The organism is Pseudomonas sp. RC10-4-2 (genome assembly GCF_050433085.1).
In the GTDB taxonomy this organism is placed as follows: Bacteria; Pseudomonadota; Gammaproteobacteria; order Pseudomonadales; family Pseudomonadaceae; genus Pseudomonas; species Pseudomonas aeruginosa.
The window spans coordinates 195,631-213,670 of the sequence record NZ_JBNPXX010000006.1 but is presented as its reverse complement, the minus strand read 5'-3'; the positions used below and the strand labels follow the sequence as shown (position 1 = coordinate 213,670).

At 64.0% G+C, this 18,040-nt stretch carries 17 protein-coding genes and 1 pseudogene; 14 read left to right on the top strand and 4 right to left on the bottom strand.

From position 1 onward, the window contains the following. Positions 1 to 42 precede the first annotated feature (42 nt). Genes FHW81_RS24795 through FHW81_RS24785 form a run of 3 tightly spaced genes read right to left on the bottom strand, consistent with a single transcriptional unit; the run spans position 43 to position 1,621 of the window. Entirely contained in the window at positions 43 to 732 is a 690-nt protein-coding gene (locus tag FHW81_RS24795; protein ID WP_003103868.1) for an energy-coupling factor ABC transporter permease, read from the bottom strand. Then, positions 729 to 1,199, bottom strand: a complete 471-nt coding sequence (locus FHW81_RS24790) for a hypothetical protein (protein ID WP_019486073.1) — start codon at positions 1,197 to 1,199, stop codon at positions 729 to 731. Before FHW81_RS24790 ends, FHW81_RS24795 begins: the two co-directional genes overlap by 4 nt. After that, on the bottom strand, positions 1,196 to 1,621 hold the full coding sequence (locus FHW81_RS24785; RefSeq protein ID WP_003103865.1) for a GNAT family N-acetyltransferase: 426 nt from the start codon (positions 1,619 to 1,621) through the stop codon (positions 1,196 to 1,198). Before FHW81_RS24785 ends, FHW81_RS24790 begins: the two co-directional genes overlap by 4 nt. A 132-nt stretch (positions 1,622 to 1,753) precedes the next feature. Between FHW81_RS24785 and FHW81_RS24780 the strand changes: the two genes are divergently transcribed. From FHW81_RS24780 to FHW81_RS24765, 4 genes are all read left to right on the top strand, one after another. Continuing rightward, the gene (locus FHW81_RS24780; RefSeq protein WP_003094668.1) at positions 1,754 to 2,383 is read left to right on the top strand and encodes a DUF1780 domain-containing protein; all 630 of its coding nucleotides are present in this window, start codon (positions 1,754 to 1,756) and stop codon (positions 2,381 to 2,383) included. Further along, positions 2,380 to 2,829, top strand: a complete 450-nt coding sequence (locus FHW81_RS24775; protein ID WP_023084741.1) for an MOSC domain-containing protein — start codon at positions 2,380 to 2,382, stop codon at positions 2,827 to 2,829. The genes FHW81_RS24780 and FHW81_RS24775 overlap by 4 nt, the downstream gene beginning before the upstream one ends. Before the next feature lie 25 nt (positions 2,830 to 2,854). Beyond that, entirely contained in the window at positions 2,855 to 3,025 is a 171-nt protein-coding gene (locus tag FHW81_RS24770) for a DUF3094 family protein (protein ID WP_003094672.1), read from the top strand. A 63-nt stretch (positions 3,026 to 3,088) separates the two neighbouring features. Next, on the top strand, positions 3,089 to 4,396 hold the full coding sequence (locus tag FHW81_RS24765; protein ID WP_003112837.1) for an NAD(P)/FAD-dependent oxidoreductase: 1,308 nt from the start codon (positions 3,089 to 3,091) through the stop codon (positions 4,394 to 4,396). Positions 4,397 to 4,435: 39 nt separating this feature from the next. Here the strand turns inward: FHW81_RS24765 and zapE are convergent, their stop codons facing one another. Beyond that, the gene (zapE, locus tag FHW81_RS24760; protein ID WP_049284759.1) at positions 4,436 to 5,527 is read right to left on the bottom strand and encodes a cell division protein ZapE; all 1,092 of its coding nucleotides are present in this window, start codon (positions 5,525 to 5,527) and stop codon (positions 4,436 to 4,438) included. 548 nt (positions 5,528 to 6,075) lie between these two features. Between zapE and FHW81_RS24755 the strand changes: the two genes are divergently transcribed. From FHW81_RS24755 to dnaB, 10 genes and pseudogenes are all read left to right on the top strand, one after another. Continuing rightward, entirely contained in the window at positions 6,076 to 7,713 is a 1,638-nt protein-coding gene (locus tag FHW81_RS24755) for a ShlB/FhaC/HecB family hemolysin secretion/activation protein (protein WP_020989303.1), read from the top strand. A gap of 48 nt (positions 7,714 to 7,761) precedes the next feature. Next, positions 7,762 to 11,907, top strand: a complete 4,146-nt coding sequence (gene tpsA4, locus FHW81_RS24750; RefSeq protein ID WP_023090844.1) for a two-partner secretion system exoprotein TpsA4 — start codon at positions 7,762 to 7,764, stop codon at positions 11,905 to 11,907. Between the two features lie 365 nt (positions 11,908 to 12,272). Continuing rightward, positions 12,273 to 13,133: a ParA family protein gene (locus tag FHW81_RS24745; RefSeq protein WP_023104184.1), complete on the top strand. Its 861-nt coding sequence runs from the start codon at positions 12,273 to 12,275 to the stop codon at positions 13,131 to 13,133. A 1-nt stretch (position 13,134) separates the two neighbouring features. Next, positions 13,135 to 13,872, top strand: coding sequence for a hypothetical protein (locus FHW81_RS24740; RefSeq protein ID WP_089030089.1), 738 nt, complete (start codon positions 13,135 to 13,137; stop codon positions 13,870 to 13,872). Continuing rightward, positions 13,869 to 14,387, top strand: a complete 519-nt coding sequence (locus FHW81_RS24735) for a hypothetical protein (RefSeq protein ID WP_217941751.1) — start codon at positions 13,869 to 13,871, stop codon at positions 14,385 to 14,387. Before FHW81_RS24740 ends, FHW81_RS24735 begins: the two co-directional genes overlap by 4 nt. Next, positions 14,359 to 14,898 (top strand): annotated as a pseudogene (locus FHW81_RS24730) (Lar family restriction alleviation protein); the annotation flags it as partial. The gene FHW81_RS24735 and the pseudogene FHW81_RS24730, both read left to right, overlap by 29 nt. After that, the gene (locus FHW81_RS24725; RefSeq protein ID WP_089030092.1) at positions 14,898 to 15,599 is read left to right on the top strand and encodes a DUF2786 domain-containing protein; all 702 of its coding nucleotides are present in this window, start codon (positions 14,898 to 14,900) and stop codon (positions 15,597 to 15,599) included. The pseudogene FHW81_RS24730 and the gene FHW81_RS24725, both read left to right, overlap by 1 nt. Continuing rightward, positions 15,596 to 16,303: an HNH endonuclease signature motif containing protein gene (locus FHW81_RS24720; RefSeq protein ID WP_089030093.1), complete on the top strand. Its 708-nt coding sequence runs from the start codon at positions 15,596 to 15,598 to the stop codon at positions 16,301 to 16,303. Before FHW81_RS24725 ends, FHW81_RS24720 begins: the two co-directional genes overlap by 4 nt. After that, a complete protein-coding gene (locus tag FHW81_RS24715) occupies positions 16,287 to 16,511 on the top strand; it encodes a hypothetical protein (protein WP_023104179.1) in 225 nt (74 codons plus the stop codon). The genes FHW81_RS24720 and FHW81_RS24715 overlap by 17 nt, the downstream gene beginning before the upstream one ends. Next, positions 16,508 to 17,851, top strand: a complete 1,344-nt coding sequence (gene dnaB, locus FHW81_RS24710; RefSeq protein ID WP_089030094.1) for a replicative DNA helicase — start codon at positions 16,508 to 16,510, stop codon at positions 17,849 to 17,851. Before FHW81_RS24715 ends, dnaB begins: the two co-directional genes overlap by 4 nt. Positions 17,852 to 18,040 lie beyond the last annotated feature (189 nt).

Genomic DNA, 18,040 nt, shown 5'->3' with positions numbered 1-18,040 from the left:
AGTCAGCCGCCGCCCGCCATGAACCTGGCGAATGACTGCTCATCAGGGCTTGCGCTCTTCGTCCTTCCAGGGCGCCTGCAGGTAGCGCGTGCGATTGAAGGTTTCCAGCCACTCCGGGTAGTAGACCACCAGGCCGGTGATCACCGTGCCGTTGATGAAGGCCTCGGGGAACATGATCAGCCACAGGTAACCAGCGAAGTCCTCCAGCCAGGGCGGCATCGGGAAAAGGCCGTCGATCCAGACCACGCCAAGGCCGAGCAGCAGGACCACCACCGCGGTGAGGGCCGCCGGGAAGAAACCGCAGCAGAAGATGTAGACGAACAGGTTGCGCGGCTGGCGCTTTTCCACGAACAACGCCGCCAGCTCCGCGATCAGCGCGGGGATCGCCACCAGCAGCACGCCGTTGACGCCGATCGCCAGCCAATCCTGGCGGCCGAGCAGGCACAAGCCCAGTTGCGCCACCAGCCCCACCACGATCGCCAGCGGCCAGTCGAGCAGCAAGGTGACGGCGGTCATGCCGATGAAATGGAAGGACAGCCCCGATTCGAAGTCCCGGCGCACCAGCCAGAGCAGGAACAGCCCGAGCATGGTGCCGAACACCAGGTGCTGGCGGCGGGTATCGCTGACCAGCTCGACCCAGGGCGCGCGCCAGGCGGCGAGCAGCAGCACCGGTGCATAGATGGCCCAGCCCAGTTCCAGGCTTTCCGCCGACAGCAACTCGGCAGCGATCACGGCTGCAGTTGTTCCAGGGCGATGCGCAGGGCCACCGGCGAATCCAACTGGCGGGTTTCCAACACGCGGCGCTGCTCCAGCCTGACCCAGAGCACCTTGCCCTCGTCCGAGGCATAGCGAGAAGCGATGGCCGCGTCGCGATCGAGCAGCACCGGATAACTGTAGTCACGCATGGCCGGCACCGCGAAAAGCCGGGAAATCAGCGCCGGCATGCGGCTGATGTCCGCCAGGAACAGCGCGTGGCGCGCCTCCAGGTAGCCCTTTGGGCGTTCCGCCAGCGCCGCCTTGACCAGCTTCGAGCCGCCCATGTCCCGCGCCACCAGCAGGACCCGGGTGGAGTCGTCCAGCGAGTGCGCCTTTTCGAACTGGTCCTGCAACGTCCAGGGCTCCAGGGTGGAGCCCTTCTCCACGGCCAGTGCCAGGCCGGGCAGCAGCATGGCCAGCAGAACCCAATGCAATCGTTTCACGCGTGTCCCTCCCGAGTGGAAAATACCTGGATGTCCTTGCGCCGCTCCCAGTCCGACTGGGCTCGCCAGAATGCCTGGGCCTCCTCGGCGGCATCCAGGACGAAGACATGGGATTTGCCGATCCCCTCCCTCGCCAGGCGCGCCAACACCTCGTCGAGCATCCGCCGCGCCAGCCCCAGCCCTCGATAACCGGGATCGACCACCAGGTGCTGGAGGTAACCACGGCGACCGTCATGCCCGGCCATCAGGCAGGCGATCACCTCCCCTTCGGTTTCGACCAGCAGGCTCAGCCCGGGGTTGCGTTGAAGGTAGGCGAGGAAGAAGGGATAGGCGTCCTCCGCACGGAGGCGGATACCTGGCGTTCGCGACCATAGCGCGAAGAGTGCCGGGTGATCGGCGGCGATGACGCTGCGAAGTTGCATCGGAACGGCTCCGGCCCAAGGGGAACGGCAGTGTACACCGAGCCTCGCCGCTGGCGCGCTCCGGGACGGATTGTCGCAACCGGAACGCCTGTGGGCTGGAAAGCGGGCCCGCCGGCAGACTAAGCTGAGCCCATGAACGAAGCGGATTATCTGCGCCTGCTCACCCGTCAGGCCGAACAAGCCAACGACTTCCTCTCCAACGCACGTAAATGGGACCGCGAGCGCTGGGTCTGCCAGCGCTTCCTCGAAGCCCTCAACGTGCCCTATCGCCAGGAGGATTTCGCCGCCCCCGGGGAACAGCCGCCGGACGTCCTGTTCAAGGGTGCCGGCTTCGAGGTGTTCTTCGTCCTCGATGAAGGTCGCCGGCTGAACGAGGAGTGGCGCGAGGAACTGACCCGTCGCCGCCAGGCCGTCAGCCTGCGCCAACTGATCCGACGCGAAGAGCGGCCACAACGGATCGCCGCCGCCGAGCTGCAGGCACGACTGGCGCCAACCCTGCGCAAGAAGGCGCACAACTATAGCGAGCGCGGCATCGACCACGGCGAACTGGACCTGCTGGCCTTCGTCAACCTGAAGCGCGCGGTGCCCGATTTCAATACGCCCTTCCCGCCGCCCACCGAATACCTGCGCCAAGGCTGGCGCTCTCTGTCGATGGTCGGTCCGACCTTTGCCCGGGTGCTCTTCGCTCACTCCGGCGCCCCCGAATTCCTGCGCGCCAACCTCGGCCGCAGCATCCTGTTCGACGCCGGGGTAGGCCTGTGAGCGAAGGGCGGGTGAAGTGGATCGGCGTGCGCTCCGGCAGCCGCGCGCCGATCCAGGAACTGGAGGCGGTGGAGGCACGGCGCGGCCTGGGACTGACAGGCGACCACCCGCACCCGCCGCGCCAGGTCACCCTGGTGCAGTGGGAACACATCGAGGCCCTCGGTACCCTGCTGGGCAGGCCGCTGTTGCCCAACGAGATGCGCCGCAACATCGCCGTCGCCGGCATCAACCTGCTCAGCCTGAAGGACCGTCGCTTCCGCCTCGGCGGCGCGCTGCTGGAAACCACTGGCTGGTACCAACCCTGCGGACGCCTGGAAAAGCACATCGACCACCGCACGCTGAAGAGCGTGCGCGAACAGGGCGGCATCACCGCGCGGGTGATCGGCAGCGGAGTGATCCGCCTCGACGACCCGCTGGTGATCGAGCTCCCTGTCTGTCTAGAATGACCGACATCGAAAACGGAGGCCTGCCATGTCCAGCCGACTGAGCCCCGAAGACCAGCAGAAGGTCGAGCAGTACCTCGCCTCGCCGCTGCACCAGGTCGAGCGTGCGCCGTTCCGCCCGTGGTTCCTGATGTTCGTCCTGCTCGCCGTGGTCATCGGCCTGGGCCTGCTCAGCCGCCTCCTCAGCTACCTGGCCTGAGTCGTCCGGTCGAGCCACGCTCCCGACGACCGCCTCACGGAATTCCCACTATGAGATATCCACATGTCCCATCGCATCGTGATCGTCGGCGGCGGCGCCGGCGGGCTGGAGCTCGCCACGCGTCTCGGCCGCACCCTGGGTAAACGCGGCAAGGCCCAGGTCACCCTGGTCGACGCCAACCTCACCCACATCTGGAAACCCCTGCTGCACGAAGTCGCTGCCGGCTCGCTCAACTCCTCCGAGGACGAGCTGAACTACGTCGCCCAGGCGAAGTGGAACCACTTCGAATTCCAGCTCGGCCGCATGCAGGGCCTGGATCGCGCCGGCAAGCGGGTCCGCCTGGCCGCACTGGTGGACGAGAATGGCGTTGAACTGGTTCCCGAGCGCGACATCGCCTACGACACCCTGGTGATCGCCGTCGGCAGCACCACCAACGACTTCGGCACCGAGGGCGCTGCGGAACACTGCATTTTCCTCGATACCCGCGCCCAGGCCGAACGCTTCCACCGCCAGCTGCTCGGCCAGTACCTGCGTGCGCATACCGGGCACGACGCGAACAACAACGCAGTGAGTATCGCCATCATCGGCGCCGGCGCCACCGGCGTCGAACTGGCTGCGGAACTGCACCACGCCGCGCAGATGCTGGCCGCCTACGGGCTCGACCGGATCCGCCCGGAAGACCTGCACATCAGCCTGGTCGAAGCCGGCCCGCGGGTGCTGCCGGCGCTGCCCGAGCGTATCAGCCAGCCGGTACACCAGACCCTGAGCAAGCTCGGCGTACGGGTGATGACCGGCTCCGCGGTGAGCAAGGTAGATGCGGACGGCCTCTGGACCGGCGACGGCGAGTTCGTCCCGGCGACGCTCAAGGTCTGGGCGGCAGGCATCCGGGCTCCGGCCTTCCTCAAGGAACTCGACGGCCTGGAAAGCAACCGTATCAACCAACTGGTGGTCCGCCCGACCCTGCAGACCACCCGCGACGACGACATCTTCGCCTTCGGCGACTGCGCCGCCTGTCCCCAGCCGGCGCAACCGGGAGAGCAACCGCGCAACGTGCCGCCACGCGCCCAGGCCGCGCACCAGCAGGCCTCGCTGCTGGTGAAATCGCTACGTGCCCGTCTCGAAGGCAAGCCGCTGGGCGAATATCACTACCGCGACTACGGTTCGCTGATCTCGCTGTCGCGCTTCAGCGCGGTCGGCAACCTGATGGGCAATCTGATGGGTAGCGTCATGCTCGAAGGCTGGCTGGCGCGGATGTTCTACGTATCGCTATACCGCATGCACCAGATGGCGTTGTACGGTCCGCTGCGCACCGCGATGCTGATGCTTAGCGGCCGCCTGCGCAGCACCGAGCCACGCCTCAAGCTGCACTGAGCCATTACGCCCCGTTTGCCGTCGGCGCGGGGCGTTCCTTCAACAGCGAAGCTGGCGCAACTGCGCCAGCCGACTGGCGGTACGCTGCATGTCCGCAGGCAGGTCGCTGCCCTCGACCAGGTCCGGCAGCGCCTTTTCGGCACTCAGGAAAAAACGCCGGTCATTGTCGTAAAGGACGTCGACGAGATTGATGAAGCGCTGCTGGGCGGCGACCGAACAGCGCGCCATCGGCGGTACGCCCTCCAGCACCCAGGTAGAGAAGCGTTCGCCGAGGGCAAGGTAGTCCATCACCGCGGTTGGCGCCTCGCAAAGGTCGGCGAAGGCGAACCACACCAGGTCGCCGCACACCGCGCGCGCCTGCAACGTCCTCGCGCCGCTTTGCAGGGTCACGCGTTGCGAGGGTTCGGGCGCGGACAAGCCCAGCTCGTCCAGGCAAGCGCATGAGGCTGGCCAGCAATACCCGCCGCTGGCATAACCGGAAGCGATCTCCTGCCGCGGCGAAATCGTCCGGTAGTCCCGGGCGCCGGCTACTTCCAGCACTTCCATGCGCGTCTCGATCAACCGGATCGCCGGCAGGAAGCGTTCGTGGTAGAGCGGATTGGGCAGCAGTTGCCGCGGCGCGTAGTTGGAGGTGCAGACCAGGGTGATCTTCCTGCGGAACAGCTCCCTGAACAGGCGTGTTATCAGCATCGCGTCGCCAATGTCGTGGACATGGAATTCGTCGAAGCAAAGCAGCCGGCAGTCTCCTAGCAGTTCGTCGAGCGCACCGCCCAGGGCATCGGGCCGCCCCTGGCGGCGGAACATACCGTCATGAAGCCGGCGAAAGAACGCATGGAAATGCGTCCGGCGCAGGCCCTGCAAATCGGCGCTGCGAAAGAAGCCATCCATCAGCCAGCTCTTGCCGCGCCCGACCGGCCCCCACAGGTAGAGGCTGCGCGGCGCTTGCCGGAATAGCGACGGACCTCGACGCAAGCGCTCCGCCAATCGATCGAGATGAAGAATGGCATTGCCCTGGGCTGCGTCCAGCACATAGCCGCGCCGTTGCGCCTCTTGGTGGAAATAGCGGGCTACGGGCGTTGTGGGCTTGGTGCCGGTCATGGGTGAACGCCACGAAAAAGAACCGAAAGACACACTCCGTTGATGCTCAGCCTGAGAGGGCCCTTAAACCGAGAACGGCATTCTAGCGCTGCGTCCTGCCCATGCTCCAGCCGCCAGACCGAACGGCGGGCGATAGTCGGACAGGCCCTTTGATCATGACCGCCACGGTCGCGATACGGAATCGCGCTCAGCCGCTACTTCCGCCCCACTGTTTCCGCCGCTTCCGCTGCCGAGCCCATTATCACCGGAGTTTTTTCCTACAGCAGTCCTCCCAGTCCCCTACGAAAACCAAGAAGTTCTACCGGCCAAAGCCAGAAAACTACGATTGTCGCCGTTTCAGCCTCGCCTCAGGCTATCGCCCACTCGATTCTCCGCCTTGAAACCGATCGTTCTGCACATGCCTGCGGATATCGGCTTCTTTTCTCTGCAAGAACCGCGCTCCGGGCCGATTGACCATGCATCCAGCTTTTCCGCGTAACCAGGCTAGCCTTTCTTTCCCACCTCCCTCTCCAAAACCTTCCGGCAGTTCCACTTCGATCGTTCCATCCCTCAGGGCCGGACCGCTGCTCCGTACGGGCCTCATGGGAATGGCCATGTTGTCGTCCTGCCTTGCCAATGCCGCCCCGGATGCGGGGCAGGCGCTGCGTGACGTGGAAAGCCGACGCCTGAACCTGCCCGCGCCGGTGGAACTGGACGCCGAGCGCCCCAGCCCCGAGGACGGCGTATCACGGGCTGCCGAAGAGGGCGGCCCGACGGTGCTGGTCAAGCGCTTCCAACTCAGCGGCAACAGGCAGTTCGACGATCGACGCCTGCTGGCGCTCCTGCACGACCTGCCGGGCCAGGAACTCAATCTGAGCCAATTGCACGCCGCCGCCGCCCGCATCGGCGATTTCTATCAGGAAAAGGGATATGTGCTGGCGCGCGCCTTCCTCCCGGCACAGGAAATCCAGGATGGAACGGTACGCATCGAAGTGCTCGAGGGACGCTACGGCAGGATCGAACTGCACAACACGTCCCGAACGCTGGACCGCGTTCTACTCCGCCCCTTGAGCGCACTCGAACGAGATACCGCGGTCCAGGGCTCGGAGCTGGAGCGTGCGCTTCTGCTCCTGAGCGACATTCCCGGCCTCCAGGCCAAAGGCACCCTGCTGCCGGGCCAGGCGCAGGGAACCACGGACTTGCGCGTCGAGGCCCGCCCCGGCCCGCTGGTCGGCGGCAGGCTGGAGGCAGACAACTATGGCGGCCGCTACATGGGGGAATATCGCCTGGGAACCACCCTCGACTTCAACAGCCCGCTGCGACTGGGCGACCAGGCGAGACTGAGCCTGCTGGGCAGCGACCGGCACCAACGCTACTACCGTGCAGCCTATCAACTGCCCCTTGGTTCCCGAGGCACGCGCATCGGACTGGCCCACGCCGAGACGACCTATCGACTGGTACGCGATTTCTCGCGCCTGGATGCCCATGGCCGGGCCATTACCGACAGTCTGTTCGTCAGCCAGCCCCTGCTGCGTAGCCGCAGCTTAAGCCTGTCCACCCAGTTGCAATATGAAAACAAGCGACTTCGCGATGACCAGGAGCGTACCGGGAGGCATAGCCGCAAGGAGATCCGCCTGTGGACCGCCAGCATCAGCGGAAACGCCCAGGACCGCTTGTTCGGCGGTGGACAGAGCGGCTTCTCGCTGGCCTATGCCCACGGCCAGCTCGCCATCGACTCCGCCGAAGAGCGGCTGCTGGACCGCTACACCATCGGTACCGCCGGCAGCTTCGACAAGATCATGCTCAACGCCGTACGCCTGCAGCACCTGGGCGACCGCCTGCAGTTGTTCGCCCAACTCAACGCCCAGTGGAGCGGCGGCAACCTCGACAGCGCGGAACAGTTCGACATGGGCGGCCCCTACGGCGTTCGGGCGTTCCCCCTGGGCAGCTACAAGGGCTACGGCGACGAAGGCTGGCAAGCCAGTGCGGAGCTGCGCTACAGCCTGGCTCCGGGCTGGCAGCTGAGTTCGTTCGTCGACCAGGGCGCGGTGAAATTCCTCAAGCACCCCAACACCACGGAAGGCAATCGCAACCGCATGGCCGCCGTCGGCAGCGGCGCAACCTGGTACGGAACGGATCACCAGGTCAGCCTGACCGCAGCCTGGCCCCTGAGCCAGGAAAACAACATCGAGCCCGAGCGCACTCCCCGGCTGTGGCTGCAAGCGACCCGCTACTTCTGAGCAAGCTCCCGCCCGCCATGCCGGCGGGCCCCACTGAAAGGAAAAGCCATGAACAAGAGCTATACGCTGGTCTGGAACCAGGCCACAGGCTGTTGGAACGTCGCAAGCGAAGGTACCCGTCGGCGCAGCAAGAGCGGACGCGGCAAGGCGCTCGTAGTCGCCGGAGCGTCACTGCTCGGCCTGTTCTGCCAGGCCCCCGCCTTCGCCCTGCCCAGCGGCGCCACGGTCGTTTCAGGCGATGCCGGATTCCAGACATCCACCGATGGCCGGCATATGGTCATCGACCAGCAGAGCCACAAGCTGATCACCAATTGGAACGAGTTCAGCGTCCGTGCCGATGAGCGGGTCAGCTTCCACCAGCCGGGCCAGGACGCCGTCGCCCTGAACCGGGTGATCGGCCGCAACGGCAGCGATATCCAGGGGCGGATAGATGCCAACGGCAAGGTCTTCCTGGTCAATCCCAACGGCGTGGTCTTCGGCAAGTCCGCCCAGGTCAACGTAGGCGGCCTGGTGGCTTCCACCCTGGACCTGGCCGACAGGGACTTCCTCGCCGGCAACTACCAGTTCTCCGGCGACTCCGGCGCAACCGTAAGCAATGCCGGCAGCCTGCAAGCCAGCGAAGGCGGCAGCATCGCCCTGCTGGGCGCCCGGGTCAGCAACGACGGCGTGATCCAGGCGCAACTCGGCGACGTGGCCCTGGGCGCAGGCCAGGGCATCAACCTCAATTTCGACGGCGACGGCCTGCTCAACCTGCAGGTGGACAAGGGCTCGGTCGACGCTCTCGCACACAACGGCGGCCTCATCCGCGCCGATGGCGGCCAGGTGCTGATGAGCGCCCGCAGCGCCGACAGCCTGCTCAAGACCGTCGTCAACAACCAGGGCACTCTCGAGGCCAGGACGCTACGCAGCGCGGAAGGACGCATCGTCCTCGACGGCGGCGAACAGGGTACCGTGCGGGTGGCCGGCAAGCAGGACGCCAGCGCCATCGGCGGAGGCAATGGCGGCCTGGTGCTGAACCAGGGCGCGAACGTCGAGATACAGCGAACCGCGCAGGTGGACACCCATGCCGACCAGGGCGCAACCGGCACCTGGAGGATTCTCTCGCACGAGGTCAGCGTAGCCGCTGTCGGCCAGGCAAACGCTGCCGGTGATGGTTCCGGCCAGGTCCATGTAGCGCAGGGCCCAGCCGGGGCCAATGCGTCCGATAGCAACGGCGTGACCATCGTTCAGCAGCAGCCGGCCGTCGACCTCGCCGCCGGCGCCAACGGTACCTCCGCAGTGCAGAGCCAGAGCGGCGCCAACATCGGCTCGGGCGCGAGTGGCATCAGCGTCGTGCAGAGCCAGAACAGCCCCAACATCGGCTCGGGCGTCAATGGCGTGACTGTCGTGCAGAGCCAGAACGGTGCCAATATCGGTTCGGGCGCAAGTGGCATCACCGTTGTGCAAAGCCAGAATGGCGCAAATATCGGTTCAGGCGCGAGTGGCATCAGCGTCGTGCAGAGCCAGAGCGGCCCCAGCATCGGCTCGGGCGTCAATGGCGTCACAATCGTGCAGAGCCAGAGCGGTGCCAACATCGGCCCCGGCGTCAGCGGAATCGATGTCGTCCAGACCCAGACTCTCCCCAACCTGAGCCCAGGCGCCAATGGCTCCAGCATCGTCCAGGTCCAGACGCTACCCGATATCGCCGCCGACGCCGGCAATGTGCATGTCGTGCAGGTCCAGACCGGCGGTAACAAGGTCTTCGGCAACTCCGCCACCAACGTCAGGTCACGTACCGTTCAGGCCCGGAGCAACGAGAATGTCGGTTCCGGCCTGGCGAATCCAAGCAGCGCGGGAAAAGGCCCGACGTTGCATGCCGATACCCTGGCCCGCAACCTTTCCACAAGCAACGTCGAAGTGGTCGCCACCCGGGGCAACGCGCATGTCGGCGCGCCGCTGTCCTGGGACAGCGGCAACGGCCTGACGCTAACCGCCGAGCGCGGGGACCTCAGGATCAATGGCGCGCTGACGGCCCAGGGGGAAAACGCCAGCCTTACTCTCAATGCCGGGCAGCGCCCTCTCCGTATCGACGACAGCCTCTCTCTCACTGGCCAGGGAGCCCGGGTCGAATTCAATTCGGACAAGGGTTATGCCCTGGCCGAAGGCACCCGGATCACCCTGTCCGGCAAGAACGCAGGATTCCGCGCCAATGGGCGGGACTACAGCGTGATCCAGGACCTGCAGCAGTTGCGCGGCATCGATAGGGACCTGGGCGGCAGCTATGTCCTCGGCAATCGAATCGCAGGCGGCAACTCCAGCTTCCTGTCGATAGGCAACGCCAGCGCCTTCGGCGGTACCTTCGACGGCCTGGGCAACACCATCGATAATCTCGCCGTCTACGGCACCGGCGCCTACTCCGGCCTGTTCAGCGTCAACCGGGGCACCCTCCGCAACCTGAACCTGGAACGCATTTCCGCCGATGGAGCACAGGCCACCCACTACAATGTCCAGGTCGGTAGCCTGGCCGCCGTCAACCTCGGTCGCATCGACAATGTGAACGCCAGCGACATCCGTATCGCCGCGGCCTCGAAGCTGAACAGCCTCGGCGGGCTGGTCGCACTGAACCTGGGTAGTATCGACAACGCCAGCGCCAGCGGCACGCTGGTCGGCAACCGCCACACCTATGCTCTGGGCGGACTCGCAGCCGAAAACATCAGCACAGCCAGGGGCGTGGCCAGCATCTCCAACAGCCGGGCCGATTTTGCCATCTCCGGCCAGTTGAAGGACCATGCCAGCCACTACGGCGCGGGGGGCCTGGTAGGCAGGAACCGCGGCGGCCTCATCCGCAGCAGCGGCAGTCAGGGAACGCTGTCGCTGAGCGGTCACGGGATGAACCTGGGAGGACTGGTCGGATACAGCTCCGCCGGCGGACTGGCGGACGTATCCGCCTCCGTCGACGTCTCAGGCAACGGACAGCACGGCCTGTACGGAGGGCTCATCGGCCTCAACGTAAACAGTGGTATCGCCCACGCCACGACCAGCGGCAAGGTCCGGGGCACAGACGCGGAAGCACTGGGCGGGCTGATCGGCCGGAACCTGAACGCGGCCATCAACAACGCCAGCGCCCATGGCGATGTCAGCCTGCAAGCCGGTCGCTACCTGGGAGGCCTGATCGGCCACAACCAGGCAGGCAACCTGGCCAACGTCAGTGCCAGCGGCAACCTGAGTGGTGGGTCGCTGCTTCAGGCCGGCGGCCTGATCGGTCTCAACGCCAATGCCTCGCTGGTCAATGCCTCCGCCAAGGGCAATGTCGCTACCCGCGGAGCAGAAGCGGTTGGCGGTCTGCTCGGCGAAAACCTGTACGGCTCCGTCATCAACGGTTCCGCCAGTGGCGAAGTCACCGACGGCAGCGGCAAAACCCTGGGTGGCCTGATAGGGTCCAACCTCGGCGGCAATCATTCCAACCTGAAGGCCTCCGGGTGGGTAAACGCAGGGGAGAACAGTGACGTGGGAGGGCTGATCGGCCACAACCGGGGCGGCAACCACAGCACCCTGGCGGCATCCGGCAATGTCACCGGGGGCAAGGGCAGTCGCGTCGGCGGACTCGTCGGCTATAACGATGCCGCCTCGCTGACGAACGTCTCGGCTTCGGGCAACGTCAGCGCCAGTGGTTCCAGGGCCATCGGCGGGTTGATCGGCAGTGACCTGCGAGGTTCGCTGATGCTCGCCAGCAGTCATGGAATCGTGAACGACAAGACCGGCCACAACCTGGGAGGGTTGGTCGGCCGCGGTGAAAACACCTCGATCCGCTCCGCCAAGGCCAGCGGTGCGGTGAGCGGAGGCGCCGGGATCAGGGCCGGCGGACTGGTCGGCTCCCTGGAGGGCTGGCAGGCTCTCATCCTGGGGGCCTCGGCCGGCGGCGATGTGACGGCGGGCTACGACAGCTATATTGGCGGGCTGGTGGGCTTCAGCACCGCCACCATCAGCGGCGCTTCCGCTTCCGGCAAGGTCGGAGGCTCGGGTCTGCTGGGCGGCCTGGTCGCCTGGAACCAGGGGAATGTCATAGGTTCTTCGGCCAGCGGCAGGCTGGAGCCACAAATCCCCAACCAGATCCATGGCGGACTGATCGGCATCAATTTTGGCTGGCAGTCCTGGAACTCGGTATACGGGGCTGCGGCGACCGTTCCAATGATAGGTCGCCACTACAACCTGTGAATCGATTCTCCCGGTACCCGTACCGGGAGGCTTCCTGTTCGATGGAGCGGCCGGGCCTCAGGGCCCGCCGCCTCCAGACGCTCGATGAATGCCATGCGGGAAGGCCAGGCGTCGGAGAAACAGGGCTGGAAGAGCGGCCCCTCCTCCTTCCCACAGGCCAGCATTCGGAAAATAAGGGTACAGAAACGAAAAAGCCCACCTTCGCAGGTGGGCTTTTTCGTCTTGAATATGGTGGGTCGTGTAGGATTCGAACCTACGACCAATTGGTTAAAAGACAATTGGCCTAGGTCTCTCTAGGAAGGGTTTTAAAGCCTCGTACCGATTTAGCTGAGCAGCCTCTAATGACCCCATTAGAGGCTATCTCAATGAAAGCGACTTCGGTTGTATCCACCAAGGGTGGTGTAGGGAAATCCACCACCGCCGCCAACCTCGGTGCATTTTGCGCCGATGCAGGCATACGAACCCTCCTCATCGATCTGGACCCCGTCCAGCCCTCCCTATCCTCGTACTACGAGCTTCCGGAAGTTGCCCAGGGCGGCATCTACGACCTGCTCGCCGCCAACATAACGGACCCGGCGAGGATCATCTCCAGGACGATTATCCCCAATCTGGACGTCGTGATTTCCAACGACCAGAACAATCAGCTCAACAACCTACTGCTCCAGGCGCCCGATGGCCGGCTACGCCTGGCGAACCTGATGCCCGCTCTGAAAGAAGGCTACGACCTGGTGCTGATCGACACCCAGGGTGCGCGCTCAGCTTTGCTCGAAATGGTTGTGCTTGCATCGGACCTGGTTGTTTCCCCCCTCCAACCCAACATGCTTACCGCCCGTGAGTTCAACCGCGGCACCATGCAAATGCTCGACGGCCTACGCCCCTATGAGCGTCTCGGCATGCGGATCCCCAATGTTCAGATCGTCATCAACTGCCTGGACCAGACCAATGACTCCCGGGCAATTCACGAGAATGTGCGTGCCATCTTCGATGAGCATCAGGACATTTCTGTGCTCGAAACGACTGTCCCGGATGCCGTCGTGTTTCGCAACGCAGCATCGCGCGGGCTACCAGCGCACCGCCTCGAAACGCGGCAACCCTCAAATCGCACATCAGCGCCCGCGCTGGAAATCATCCGCAACCTGGCCATCGAGGTCTTTCCCGAGTGGACTGACCGCTTCCTGGCGCTGACGCCGGAGGCGGTTGCAGCACTGGTCAAGGGAGGGCGCTGACATGGCGAAGACTCCTATCACCCAAGCCCGCGACGTCGACGCGGAACTTGTGCTGCAACTGAACAAGTTCGGCAGCGCCGCCGACCTTCGGAGCCAGCAGGCCAAATTGACCGGCGCTGCGCGAGAAATACGCAAGCTGACTGGTGGCGGTACCGACCTGTTCGGGAAGCTGGGTTGCTACTTGAGCTTCGAACAAAAGCAGCTCCTACAAGACGCAGCGCGCTTGCTCGACTCGGTGAACAAGCAGATCGAGCATGCGAAGGAAAAGCGTGATCGCGACGAGAAACAAGCCAAGAAACGGCGTGAGCTGCGTGGGCGCCTGGCCAAGCAACTGGTCGCCTCGAACTACCCGCTTCCGGGAAATACGCTCGAAGAGCGGCTGGAGATCCTGCAGATCGCGTTGATCTACAACCGGGCCAAGGTGTTCGATCCCCTGTACTCCACGCACCAGCTCCACTCAAAACTCAAACGCTGGCTGGAGCGTCCCAAGCAGCTCATCGGATGGCGCAGTGAAGCCGAGTATTTCGCTAGTCAGGTGGGGAGCCTGCGATGTGACTTCATTAGTCATCTGACTAACGAAATAGCGTACGACGATGGCAGTGAAGTCGAGGAGCGCCTGCGCGTCATCAAGCAGAAGGTCGCTGACTGCACCGCTCAGATCGCTCTGACCAGCGAGGAGCAGGAAACCCTTCGGCTCTGGAAAGACGCTCTGCAATCGGCTCCGGAGGGCCTCATATGAACCTCCAGAACCGCAACAACCTCCTCCTTAACTTGATCGCCGAGACCCAGTTCGACGCCTACGTGCAAGGCTACATGGCCAAAGCAGGCGCTGCCGCCGGTGCTTCCGAGAATCTGCAAATCGAGGCTGAAGGTGCTGCGATGTTGCAGGGCCTGATCGCTCCGGTTCGCGCTCAGCAGCGTGCCTGCGGACAGCCTCTGCAGAACGCCCTGCTCCAAATCGCCCACGACCTACTGTTGCAGACGAAGTCGCAACTGGCCATCGCGACCAATGCCAACTCAATCCAAGTGATCCAGCGGGACATGAACAGGGCCATCTGGAACATAGCGACTGCCATCGATCACCTGGCCGAGTTCGCCCAACCCTCGCCGGACACTGTGAGGGTCATCGAACGGCTGATGCTCTTCGTCGGCAGCTCACCAAGCACTGAAGGCCAGCAACTGGCCGCCGAGGCAAGTGCGGTGCTCGGCATGAGCGTGGGGGGCCTGGTTCGTGCTGTCTATCCACGATACTGAGAACGGCCCGGTGTGCCAGTACGTGAGGCCGCTCGCAGATAGCCTCAGCCCAATCGATATCGATGCGGCAGCAGAACAGCATGAGCGCCTGCTCAGCGAGGCTTGGGCCAAGGCCTTGAATCAGCGCGACGCCGCCCTGGCAAGGGTCGCCTCGCTTGAGTCCAAGCTAGCGGAGCTGAAGAAGCAGGAGCCGGTAGCCTATCGAATTGAGGCCAGGGATGAACGCGGCATCGTTCGCCGCGATTGTCTGTCGCGCACGCCATTGCTCAAGCCCTGCCCGCTCTGCGGCAGCACGAACATTCGTATGCTGGAACCCGAGCAGTTTGACTCTGGTGCCTGGAACTGTGCCGTTGAGTGTCTGGATTGCGAGGTCCACGTGGGGCCGTCCTACTGCGAGCCAGACCCGGTAACAGCGAGGTATTCAGCACAGGTCGACTGGAACAGGCGCCCAAGTGCAAAAAGCCACTCCGCCACCGAGCAGGGCTCAACCTGCTGCAAGGGGGGCGCGTAATGGACAAGCAAAAAGTCCTCGCCAAGGTCGAGAAGCTGATGGCCCTGGCGAATGCCAAGGGGGCCACGCCGAACGAGGCGGAAACCGCATTGCGCCAGGCCGCGATCCTGAAGCGCCAGTTCGACCTCAGCGATGCGGAGATCTCGGCCCACACGGTGGAAACCGCGTGCGTTCTCACTCGAACCAGGCGCTCTCCTGCCCCATGGCTGCATGAACTGGCCGGGATCTGCGCCAGTTCCTTCGGCTGCGACTACCTGGCGGCATACGCGATGCCAGCGGGCTGGACGTTCAAGTTCATGGGCCGAGGGATCGGCCCTGAGCTGGCCGCTCACGCCTACTCTACGCTCCACCACCAACTGGTGGCGGCGCGCTCGGCTCATGTCGCCCAACAGAAGCGCTGCAAGCTGTCGACCAAGCGTCGTCGCAGCAAGCTCTTCGTCGAAGGCTGGCTTCTCGCAGTGCGTTCGCTGGTACGTGACTTTGCTGGCAGGCCGGACGAGTCGACTCAAGCAGCCATCAAGGCCTACCTCGAACTACACCATCCGGCGTTGAAGTACCTGGAGCCAGCGGCGCTTACGAAGGCCCTTGCCTATGACCAGGCCTCGCTGCAAGCAGGCTGGGAGCACGGCAAAAACACTCGCCTGCACCGCAGCGTCAGCCGGCGAGTTCAGGGCGCGCTCGAGCAGGGAGGTTCCCGATGACTCGCTCTGCTCTCTCGACCCTCGCCTACGTGGCCCTGGTGCGTGCCCGCCGCAAATTCAGCAACCGAGAGGAGCACTGCATCCGCGAAACCTGGACTGCCGAACAGGAACTGGTGCTGCTGCGCCTGTATCCGGATATGCCGAACGAGGTCCTGGCAGCCAGGTTGAACAAAACGCTCCAGCAGATCTGCTCCAAAGCGTATCGGCTCGGGCTGAAAAAAAGCCCCGAGTTCTCCAAGAAGATCCGGCAGGACTGGGGTAGCGCAACTCGGTTCAAGAAGGGAAACACCCCATGGAACTGCGGCATGAAGGGGCTGCCCGCGCGAGGACGCGCACCAGAAACGCAGTTCAAGAAGGGGCAAAAGCCCCACACATGGCTCCCAGTCGGCAGCACGCGGGTCAGCGCTGATGGCTACCTGCAACGAAAGATCTCGGATACCGGCTATCCCCCCCGGGACTGGAAGGGCATCCACATCCTGCTCTGGGAAGAACACTTCGGCCCCATCCCAGCCGGCCATTGCGTCTGCCTCAAGGACAACAACAAGCAGAACGTCGTCATCGACAACCTGGAGCTCATCACCCGGGCCGAACGCATGCGCCGCAACTCCATCCATCGCTATCCACCTGAGCTGAAGAGCGCAATCCGCGTCATCAGCAAGCTCAAGCGCACCATTCAGGAGGTCGAGCATGAAGAACAAGATTGAGGATCTGCGAAATCACCTCTTTGCCACCATCGAAGGGCTGCTTGACGAAGACAAGCCCCTGGATATCGAACGCGCGAAAGCGGTGGCTCATGTGGGTTCGGTGATCATCGAGTCCGCCAAGGTGGAAGTGAAAGCGCTGGAGATCTTCGGCTCCCCGGACGGAAGCGGAAGCACGTTTCTGCAGATCGGCCGGGAGGACTCGAAGTGAGTGTTCTGGAACTTACGCCGCCGCACTCCGTCGAGGCGGAGCAAGGGGTACTCGGCGGCCTGATGCTGGACAACGCGGCATGGGACATTGTCGGCGATCAGTTGCAGAAGGAGGACTTCTTCCGGCATGAGCATCGGCTGATCTTCACCGCCATCAGCGAGCTGGCCGCAAAAGATGCTCCGTTTGATGTCGTGACTGTGTCGGAAGCGATCGAAGACCTTCCAGAAGCTGGCGGGCTGGCCTACCTCGGCCAGCTCGCCGACAACACGCCCTCCGTGGCCAATATCGAGGCTTACGCGCAGATCGTTCGCGATCGGGCGCACCTGCGGCAGTTGATGTCTCTCGGGCACCACTGCACCAGGACCGCCTCGAACCACCAGGCAAATCCCTCTGAGGTTCAGGAGGAGATTGAGCAGAAGCTGTTCGCCCTCGGCCAGGACCACCACAACGCCGATTTCGTCGATATCAACAAGAGCCTCACGAAGATCGTCGACACCATCGATTACCGCTTCAACAACAACGTGACGGTAACGGGGGTCCCGACAGGCCTGAAGGATCTCGACGAACTCACCGGCGGACTACAGAAATCGGATCTCATCATCGTCGGTGCCCGCCCCTCGATGGGCAAGACGTCGTTTGCCCTCAACCTGATCGACGCGGCGCTGCAGAGCGACCAACAGAAGTCTGTTCAGGTTTACAGCATGGAAATGCCGGCAGAGCAGTTGCTGTTCAGGCTTACCGCCCTGTTCGGCCACTTGGACCTGGGCAAGCTGATGAAGGGCCAACTGCAGGAGGAGGATTGGCCCAGGCTGTCTCTCGCGATCCAGCGCATAAACGACTATGGCAGCCGGCTGGTCATCAACGACCAGAGCAACCTGACGCCGACAGAGCTGCGCGCCAAGGTTCGCCGCGCAGCCAGGAAGTACGGTCACCCCGTACTGATCCTGGTCGACTACCTGCAGCTGATGCGCTGCCCAGGCCTGGAAAACCGAGCCACCGAGATCTCGGAAATCTCCCGCGCGCTGAAAGCACTGGCCAAGGAAATGGATTGCCCCGTCGTGGCCCTGTCCCAGCTCAATCGCGGCTTGGAAAACCGGCCGAACAAGCGGCCGAACAGCGCGGACCTGCGCGAGAGCGGCGCAATCGAGCAGGACGCGGACGTGATCATGTTCGTGTACCGCGACGAGGTCTACCACCCCAACACCGAGGCCAAGGGCATCGCCGAAATCATCATCGGCAAGTACCGCAACGGCCCGATCGGCACCGTCCACACCGCCTTCATCGCCAACCAGACCCGCTTCGCCGACCTTGCACCAACTTGGCAGGGAGCTCTTGCATGAGCCCCTTCATTGAACTTCCGATCTCTCGCCGGCGGGAGCCGGCAAGGAGTCTAGTCATGCGTGACCAGCAGCCCGCTAACAATCTCCTTTCGATAGCGAGCGCCGAATGGATACAAGCCTTGCAGAACTTCTGCCACCACGGACGAGTGTATGACGGGTCCGCCGCCAATGCCTGGCTATTGGATGCCT

Excerpts from the sequence above, each read along its gene's own strand:
- FHW81_RS24765 (WP_003112837.1), top strand. The coding sequence starts at position 3,089 with ATGTCCCATCGCATCGTGATCGTCGGCGGCGGCGCCGGCGGGCTGGAG.
- FHW81_RS24725 (WP_089030092.1), top strand. The coding sequence starts at position 14,898 with ATGGACAAGCAAAAAGTCCTCGCCAAGGTCGAGAAGCTGATGGCCCTG.
- FHW81_RS24735 (WP_217941751.1), top strand. The coding sequence starts at position 13,869 with ATGAACCTCCAGAACCGCAACAACCTCCTCCTTAACTTGATCGCCGAG.
- FHW81_RS24745 (WP_023104184.1), top strand. The coding sequence starts at position 12,273 with ATGAAAGCGACTTCGGTTGTATCCACCAAGGGTGGTGTAGGGAAATCC.
- tpsA4 (WP_023090844.1), top strand. The coding sequence starts at position 7,762 with ATGAACAAGAGCTATACGCTGGTCTGGAACCAGGCCACAGGCTGTTGG.
- FHW81_RS24770 (WP_003094672.1), top strand. The coding sequence starts at position 2,855 with ATGTCCAGCCGACTGAGCCCCGAAGACCAGCAGAAGGTCGAGCAGTAC.
- FHW81_RS24755 (WP_020989303.1), top strand. The coding sequence starts at position 6,076 with ATGGGAATGGCCATGTTGTCGTCCTGCCTTGCCAATGCCGCCCCGGAT.
- FHW81_RS24720 (WP_089030093.1), top strand. The coding sequence starts at position 15,596 with ATGACTCGCTCTGCTCTCTCGACCCTCGCCTACGTGGCCCTGGTGCGT.
- FHW81_RS24785 (WP_003103865.1), bottom strand. The coding sequence starts at position 1,621 with ATGCAACTTCGCAGCGTCATCGCCGCCGATCACCCGGCACTCTTCGCG.
- FHW81_RS24715 (WP_023104179.1), top strand. The coding sequence starts at position 16,287 with ATGAAGAACAAGATTGAGGATCTGCGAAATCACCTCTTTGCCACCATC.
- FHW81_RS24740 (WP_089030089.1), top strand. The coding sequence starts at position 13,135 with ATGGCGAAGACTCCTATCACCCAAGCCCGCGACGTCGACGCGGAACTT.
- FHW81_RS24780 (WP_003094668.1), top strand. The coding sequence starts at position 1,754 with ATGAACGAAGCGGATTATCTGCGCCTGCTCACCCGTCAGGCCGAACAA.